Annotated in this window: 9 protein-coding genes; 7 read left to right on the top strand and 2 right to left on the bottom strand. The window is 60.7% G+C overall.

The features are described from left to right. Positions 1-88: 88 nt before the first annotated feature. From WBN46_RS16575 to WBN46_RS16545, 7 genes are all read left to right on the top strand, one after another. Positions 89-631, top strand: a complete 543-nt coding sequence (locus WBN46_RS16575; RefSeq protein WP_337732527.1) for a hypothetical protein — start codon at positions 89-91, stop codon at positions 629-631. Positions 632-1,159: 528 nt separating this feature from the next. Further along, positions 1,160-1,675, top strand: coding sequence for a hypothetical protein (locus WBN46_RS16570; protein ID WP_337732526.1), 516 nt, complete (start codon positions 1,160-1,162; stop codon positions 1,673-1,675). A 402-nt stretch (positions 1,676-2,077) separates the two neighbouring features. Then, entirely contained in the window at positions 2,078-2,434 is a 357-nt protein-coding gene (locus WBN46_RS16565; protein WP_337732525.1) for a hypothetical protein, read from the top strand. Between the two features lie 58 nt (positions 2,435-2,492). Beyond that, positions 2,493-2,987, top strand: a complete 495-nt coding sequence (locus tag WBN46_RS16560) for a hypothetical protein (protein ID WP_337732524.1) — start codon at positions 2,493-2,495, stop codon at positions 2,985-2,987. 130 nt (positions 2,988-3,117) lie between these two features. Beyond that, positions 3,118-3,525: a hypothetical protein gene (locus tag WBN46_RS16555; protein WP_337732523.1), complete on the top strand. Its 408-nt coding sequence runs from the start codon at positions 3,118-3,120 to the stop codon at positions 3,523-3,525. A 13-nt stretch (positions 3,526-3,538) separates the two neighbouring features. Further along, complete coding sequence (locus WBN46_RS16550; protein ID WP_337732522.1) at positions 3,539-3,970, top strand: hypothetical protein; 432 nt, start codon at positions 3,539-3,541, stop codon at positions 3,968-3,970. 75 nt (positions 3,971-4,045) lie between these two features. Next, complete coding sequence (locus WBN46_RS16545) at positions 4,046-4,396, top strand: DUF1428 domain-containing protein (protein WP_337732546.1); 351 nt, start codon at positions 4,046-4,048, stop codon at positions 4,394-4,396. Between the two features lie 199 nt (positions 4,397-4,595). Here the strand turns inward: WBN46_RS16545 and WBN46_RS16540 are convergent, their stop codons facing one another. Both WBN46_RS16540 and WBN46_RS16535 read right to left on the bottom strand, forming a co-directional pair. Then, positions 4,596-4,991 (bottom strand): polyhydroxyalkanoate granule-associated phasin, encoded by a 396-nt coding sequence (locus tag WBN46_RS16540; protein WP_337732521.1) that lies wholly within the window; start codon positions 4,989-4,991, stop codon positions 4,596-4,598. Positions 4,992-5,110: 119 nt separating this feature from the next. Next, complete coding sequence (locus tag WBN46_RS16535) at positions 5,111-6,610, bottom strand: AAA family ATPase (RefSeq protein WP_337732520.1); 1,500 nt, start codon at positions 6,608-6,610, stop codon at positions 5,111-5,113. Positions 6,611-6,689 lie beyond the last annotated feature (79 nt).

Here is a 6,689-nt window from a genome sequence, read left to right as displayed (position 1 = left end):
GGAGTGGTCTTAGAGCGCGCTAACAATTCATTCAAGCCGAACCCGCTTCGCGGGTCGGCTTAATTCTGGTGTTAGGCCTCATACAAGCATGAGCGTGACTCACAGATTCATAGCCAACCCTAACGAACCATCGGAAGTGATGGCTTGGTTCCAGTCTCTAGACACTCCAGTCACGAGAGCGGCGACCGAGTATGGTCATGCTCTCCACTTCAGAGACTTCGGCCCTCTTTCTTATCTCCCTACTGGTGGCATAGATGCGAATACCTCCCCTGTAGCGACGATTGTTCTGCCACGAATCCGTCGGAGCGCTCTCTGGACAGTTGGCGAGGTGCACTTCCGCGCTACTCCATTGCGCAAGCAATTCCCACAGTTGCACAAGATCAACACTGCTTTTTCAAAGTGGCTTTCTTCGCTAGATTGCGTCTATTCCAGCAAGCGCCAAGAGAACCCTTATGCCTTTTACCTGGAAGGCTCCACAAAGAACGAAGACGCCCCAATATTTGCCTTCCCTTCGGCACTCAAGGTCCTCAAGAAGGAGCAATATTTTGTCGATCACATGGACAATGAGTTCCGACTGGACACCATCTGTAAAATGCTTCGGCTACGTGGAGTTGACTGTGCTGAGGCCTAACAATTCATTCAAGCCGAACCCGCTTCGCGGGTCGGCTTAATTCAGGCGTTAGGCCGCTAGGACAATCGATGGACTCTTTAGATCCTTACCGCGCTCCTTCAAGCGATATTGCGGCTAGTAACAACCATAGCGGACGCAAAACGCGCTATCTGCTCGCCGCGCTTGCTGCTGCACAACTAGTCGTATGGCTATTTTCGTATCAAAGCCTTTCTGATCTTGCGCGCGTAGGCGCCATCTCACCTCTCGCATTGCTTGTATGCATGCTTGCTGCCGCGAGTCTCGCTATCGCTGGGCTACTGGTGAGCCGAGGCTCACGCTTGAGTCTCTGGCTCTATGCGACCGCTTCGTTCTTGGCCGCGGCAGTCATTGCATCCGTACCCCTACCTGCGGTAAAGACCGCTTTGCTGATTGCGCTGGTATCCACTGCAATCACTTGGCTGTTGCCGGGGGTTCGTCGTGGCGCGGCCTAACAGTTCATTCAAGCCGAACCCGCTTGGCGGGTCGGCTTAATTCTGGTGTTAGGCATCCATGAAACTTACGTCACTGCTGATAGGCCTATTTCTGTCATTCTTGGTGATGACCGAGGCTCTTGCGTGCATTGAACCCGAAGTGCCGACCTTCAACCAGTCCCTTCGGGACGCAAGTTCTGTGTTCATTTTTCGCATTACGTCGATCAGTCTCACCGACAAGCAAAAGGGGGCTCGCTCCCTTGCAGGGCGCATAGAGGTCATAGATACCCTAAAAGGGTCCCCCAGTTTTGAGTACTTCGCCCATCAGGCTTCAAACTGCGGCGGACTCAATCTCCATGTGGGGCGCTATTACGTGGTCGCTACTAGCCAATCTGGCAAGGTCCTTACCTTAGTCCGCGGCGACAAGTCTGTGCTGGACATGACCGCTGACGTTCTAGATTCTAGTCCTGAGCCCCGCGGACACTTTTATACGCGCAAGATCCGCGAGGCGATTGGGGGACAGCCCTTGGCCACTGACGTGCTCCAAGAGTTGTCAGGTCCGGTGTACGCCTTCCCGCCTATGCCGGGCGAGTGAGGGATGTATGCCTAACAATTCATTCAAGCCGAACCCGCTTCGCGGGTCGGCTTAATTCAGGCGTTAGGGGGCAGCTTGGATAGGTCACGCAAGATCAACCTGGCTCTTTCCATTACCGCCACAACTTGCTTTCTGCTTGCTGGCTACGCATACCTGCAAGCAGCGGCCTCTTACTCGTTGTCCTTCGTGTTTTGTACCGAACCGGACACAGCTAATGCGGCGACTGCAACGTGCCGCGCGCCGCTGTTGTACGGTTATGCTTTCTGGGCACTGTTAGGCTCTGGGGTGGCGCTCTCTGCAGTTGCAATTATTCGGGGGAGACGTCGGCGTGCCGCAGCCCCCTAACAATTCATTCAAGCCGAACCCGCTTCGCGGCTCGGCTCAATTCAGGCGTTGGTTACCATGACGGCAGCGGGTTTGTCCCTGACAGAAGCTGATCTCGAGCGCTTCTTCGGTGTGGAGGCCTCGCGGACAGATAGGGATATTCCTTGGCCCTACAACGGACTGTCGTTCGCCGCTTCCCGCGCTGATTCCCAAGTTGACCTTCACCTCATGCCGTCGTACAAGCACATCGAGCTGTCAATCCGAGTTTCGGGAGTGCTTATCTATCAGCTAGCTGCTACCGGTGTTGCAGACCTTCGGGTGCATACCGACCCAGGGCATGACACATTGGAGATCGTTGTTTCAGGCGAGGACAGGGTTTTTGTGAGGCTGTCTCCATCGGTGCTCGTTACCCAGCAGATCGGGGATGGCACCTAACAATTCATTCAAGCCGAACCGGCTTCGCGGGTCGGCTCAATTCCGGCGTCAGGCGCCAATGACCAACATCAGTGCAGCCGAAGAACTTGACTCTTGCCCCTACTTGTTGCTCGCGGGCATTGGCGAGCCCGAGGAAAATTCCTTGCGCCTTGTCGCTGACGAGGCGCTGGTGCTTGAGCGAGAAGAATCGCTTGAGATCAATGGCGTTTCACTCACCGGTATTCGGCCCATAGAGGTTACGCATGAGTCGCGCCGGTTCGAGGTTCTCTGGGGTACGTACATCACTTACGCCGTCCACAATGAGGCCTACTGCCACCGGGATGACACTGAGGTGTGGGCTGGAGAGCGTCTGCGTGTCTACTCCAGATCAAAATTTCTGGAATTCACGGCAGCTGCAACGTTCGCTAGCGATGACTACCCTGGGCCGTTCAAGCATTACCAGCTCATCTGCGGCAACCATGTCATTGATGTGGCTTCGGAGCATGCGCCTGTGGTGACGCGCTTGGCGCGCAACAGTTCATCCAGGCCGAACCCGCTTCGCGGGTCGGCTTAATTCGGGCGCCAGGCAGCTAGGAACTTTCCTTGTGACTACTAGCCCGTATGCCCCGCCGGTTGCGGGCTGCACAGATCCAGCGTCGCCCGACAGTCTGCTTCAAGGGCTCAAAAGCCAGAATACCTGGCGCTTGCTAGGTTTCGGATTGATCACTATCGGAACCTACTATGCTCACTACTGCGCACGGCAGTCCCGGGTCATCAATCACCACTCTGGCACTGAGGCGATACCCCGGGTTCTGGTCGTCTCGCTTTACGTCCTTACTTACTCCTCCCTCGCGCTGTTCTTTGGCTATCTGTTTGTCGATGAGACCCATCCTGTTGCAATAGCGAGCAACGTCGCAGACAAGCTCTGGATGCTTCTGATGATTGTGTGGGGCTTCTGCGCGCGCGGCGCATTGAACAAGCTGATGTCTTTCTCTGAAACGGACCCGAGAAGAGTCAAGGGGCTTTGGACCCTCCTGTTTACTCCGCTTCACTTCAACTACAAGATAAACGTGCTCAATGAGGTGCCCTCCGGCACGCAAGTAGTTGCCTGACAGTTCATTCGAGATGAAGACAACTCGCGGGCGGGGGCTGATTCAGATGTTGACCACCATGATGAAGGTCGCGGCTATTGCGCTGGTTTTGTGCCTTCTACCCGGCCGATCCATCGCTCAAGACGCTCCTGTTCCTGTGGACCGGTTGGATACCGCACGCTTGGCTGTATCCAATTACGCAGAATGTAGTAGGGCCATCATGGGTCTGCTTGCGATCAGTGCGGACGAGTGCGCGCGACGCGTTGAGCTTGCTCGGACTGAATGCCTGTCCAAGATCCAATCGGGCCTGCCTGAGCGCCTGAATGATCGAGAGACGTTTGTGCTCGGCAATCGTGCGTTCGCTTGCTACATGACTCATCGAAATGGAAAGCCTTACTCCAACCAGGAATTCGACTCTGTCATCGAAGCGCAGTGGGAGGCCATGCATCCACCAGGGGATGGCTAGAAATTCACTCAAACCGAACCTGCTTCGCATGACAGTTGATCGGCCAGCAACGTGGACGACCTCAGAGAGGGCGATATGTATATCGACGGATTCGTGGCCGCTGTACCGGCAGCCAACCTGGAAGCCTATCGGAAGATGGCGGCCGAGGCCGCCGCGATCTACCGTGAACATGGTGCACTCAGTGTCGTCGAGTGCTGGGGCGATGACGTGCCGGAGGGCGAAGTGACCTCGTTCCATTCGGCCGTCAAACGGAAGCCGGACGAAGTGGTGGTCTTTGCGTGGATCTCGTGGCCTTCGAAAGAGGCGCGCGACGAGGGAAATGGCAAGGTCATGGCCGACCCGAGGATGGAGCGCGGCGATGAAGTCCCGCCCTTCGACGCACGGCGCATGATCTACGGGGGCTTCAACGTCATCGTGGATGTCTGAGAGGCCGTGGCCCGCATGCGGGATGGGTTGAGCCGCAGGCAATACCCACACCCCATGACGTGCCGAGTGCAACGTGCAGATCAGCCACAGCGACGTTCCTGTCGGGGCTTCACGCTATGGCAGAGAAACGGATCGACGGGTATCGCTTGCGGCTCAACCGATCCTGCGGTCCTGCCGCCGACCATCCTGTGGCGCTGGATCAGCGCGACGGCTTGCGCTTGCTCAGGCGTCGCTGGTTGGCCACGGTGATGCGGCGGTAGGGCTTCATGCCGGCGGTTGCCATGTTGACCACGGCGTCCTCAGGGGATGGCAGGGGCTTCGCCGTGAATGCCCATGGCATCCAGAACGCCAGCGCGGCCTGCGTTGCCGTGGTGTTCAACGTCACCGCGTAGCCGGCCATGGCGCGCCAGGATTCCCAGGCGGCTGCGACCTTCTCGTTCGACATCAGCGCGAACTCGCGCCGGTCGCGGGCCGACGGGTTGGGGCCGGCCGTCGCCAGTCGCGCCATGCGGTGCGAGATGACGAACGGTGCCGCGGTGCCGAGTTCCACCAGTTGCGTGCCCAGGGCACGTGCAGCGCTGCGATGGCGGGTCATGGCGGTCTCCGTGGGAACGGCATGATGCGATGGCGCGCGTATGCAGCCAGTGAATGCAGTGGCCGGGCGCGGGGCGTGCGCTCTTGCCACCCGTGCCGCTCCCGCCACGGAACAGGCCGTCAGTCGGCGGGGACGGTGCGCTCGCGCGCCCAGTCGCGCAGCGCCTGCACCTGTTCGGCCATCATCACCGAGAGCGGGCGGGTGCTGCGGATCTCGTGCATCACCAGATCGGTGTCGAGCGGCTTCTGTTCGGCATGCGCGGCATACAGCGCGGAGACGATGGCCTGTTCCAGCTCCGCGCCGGAGAAGCCGTTCGCCGCGGCGGCGAGTGCGGGCAGGTTGAAGACTTCCGGATCCAGCTGGCGGCGGGCCAGGTGCACGCGCAGCACCTCGACGCGCGCCTCGGGCGAGGGCAGGTCGACGAAGAAGATCTCGTCGAAGCGGCCCTTGCGCAGCAGTTCCGGCGGCAGGTCCTGTACCTGGTTCGCCGTGGCCACGAGGAAGACTTGGGCGCTGCCGGCACCGGCCTTGCGTTCCGCCATCCACGTGAGCAGGTAGCCGAGCACGCGACGCGAGACGCCGCCGTCCTCGTCGCCGCCGCTGGCCAGTCCCTTCTCGATCTCGTCGATCCACAGCACGCAGGGCGCCAGCTGTTCGGCCGAGCCCAGCGCGGCGCGCAGGTTCTTCTCGGTTTCACCGTGGTACTTGTCGTACAGCGTGCCGAAGTCCAGCCGCAGCAGCGGCACGCCGAAACCGGCGGCGGTGGCCTTGGCCAGCATCGACTTGCCGCAGCCCTGCACGCCGAGCAGCAGTACGCCCTTGGGCAGGTCCAGCCCGGGCGGCGGGTTGCCGGAGACGAACACCGCGCGGCGCTGCTCGATCCAGCGCTTCAGGCGGCTGGCGCCGGCGACCTCGGCGAACTTCGCGGTGTCGTATTCGTAGTGCAGATGGCCGCTGCGGTTGAGCAGCTCGAACTTGAGCTTGTTCAGCGCGGGCAGGTCGCTGGCGGTCAGCGCGCCGTCGGCGAAGATCAGCTGCCGCGCGATGCGGCGCGCGTCGACCAGGCTCAGGCCCTGCAGGTTGCGCACGATCTGCCTGACCGCCTCGCCATCGGCTTCCACGCGGCGCCCGCCGTGCTCGCGGGCATAGTGGTCAGCTTCCTCGCGCACCATCTTCAGCAGGGCGTTGCCGTCGGGCAGGCGCGGGTTGAAGCGCACGGCCAGCGCTTCCAGTTCGGCCGGCAGTTCGATCTTCGCACCCACCAGCACCACCACGTGCGGCAGGCTGTGGCGGCGCTGCATGATGTCGCGCAGCTGGCGCTGGCTGCTGGCGTAGCCCAGGTAGGGATGGAAATCGAGCAGCAGGTAGATGCCGCGCTGGTCGGCCTGCTTGATCGCCTGCAGGGCGGCGCTGGCGTCGGGCGGGCCGACGGCGTCGTCTTCGCGGTCCATGTCGAGCCGGCGCAGGCCTTCGGTGATGCTCCAGCGGTGCAGCGCCCGCCACACCTGGCCCAGGGCCTGCCGGAACAGGTCGACCACACGGGCTTCGTCCTGGGTCTCGATGACGATCAGCGGGGTGTTGGCGCGGATCAGCGCGGTCAGGTCCTGCAGCTCGTTCATGGGGCATCCGGTCCGTGGGGACGGGCACGATAGCAAGCGCGCACGGGAACGGGGAGCCGACCGGCCCGCGACAACGGGT

It is taken from the genome of Pseudoxanthomonas sp. CCNWLW251 (assembly GCF_037402255.1).
In the GTDB taxonomy this organism is placed as follows: domain Bacteria; phylum Pseudomonadota; class Gammaproteobacteria; order Xanthomonadales; family Xanthomonadaceae; genus Pseudoxanthomonas_A.
The sequence above is the reverse complement of the archived record's forward strand: the minus strand, read 5'-3'. Positions and strand labels throughout refer to the sequence as shown.

Bases quoted from the DNA above. Each gene is read 5' to 3' on its own strand.
- WBN46_RS16545 (WP_337732546.1), top strand. From the start codon at position 4,046: ATGTATATCGACGGATTCGTGGCCGCTGTACCGGCAGCCAACCTGGAA.
- WBN46_RS16570 (WP_337732526.1), top strand. From the start codon at position 1,160: ATGAAACTTACGTCACTGCTGATAGGCCTATTTCTGTCATTCTTGGTG.
- WBN46_RS16540 (WP_337732521.1), bottom strand. From the start codon at position 4,991: ATGACCCGCCATCGCAGCGCTGCACGTGCCCTGGGCACGCAACTGGTG.
- WBN46_RS16535 (WP_337732520.1), bottom strand. From the start codon at position 6,610: ATGAACGAGCTGCAGGACCTGACCGCGCTGATCCGCGCCAACACCCCG.
- WBN46_RS16575 (WP_337732527.1), top strand. From the start codon at position 89: ATGAGCGTGACTCACAGATTCATAGCCAACCCTAACGAACCATCGGAA.
- WBN46_RS16565 (WP_337732525.1), top strand. From the start codon at position 2,078: ATGACGGCAGCGGGTTTGTCCCTGACAGAAGCTGATCTCGAGCGCTTC.
- WBN46_RS16560 (WP_337732524.1), top strand. From the start codon at position 2,493: ATGACCAACATCAGTGCAGCCGAAGAACTTGACTCTTGCCCCTACTTG.
- WBN46_RS16550 (WP_337732522.1), top strand. From the start codon at position 3,539: ATGAAGACAACTCGCGGGCGGGGGCTGATTCAGATGTTGACCACCATG.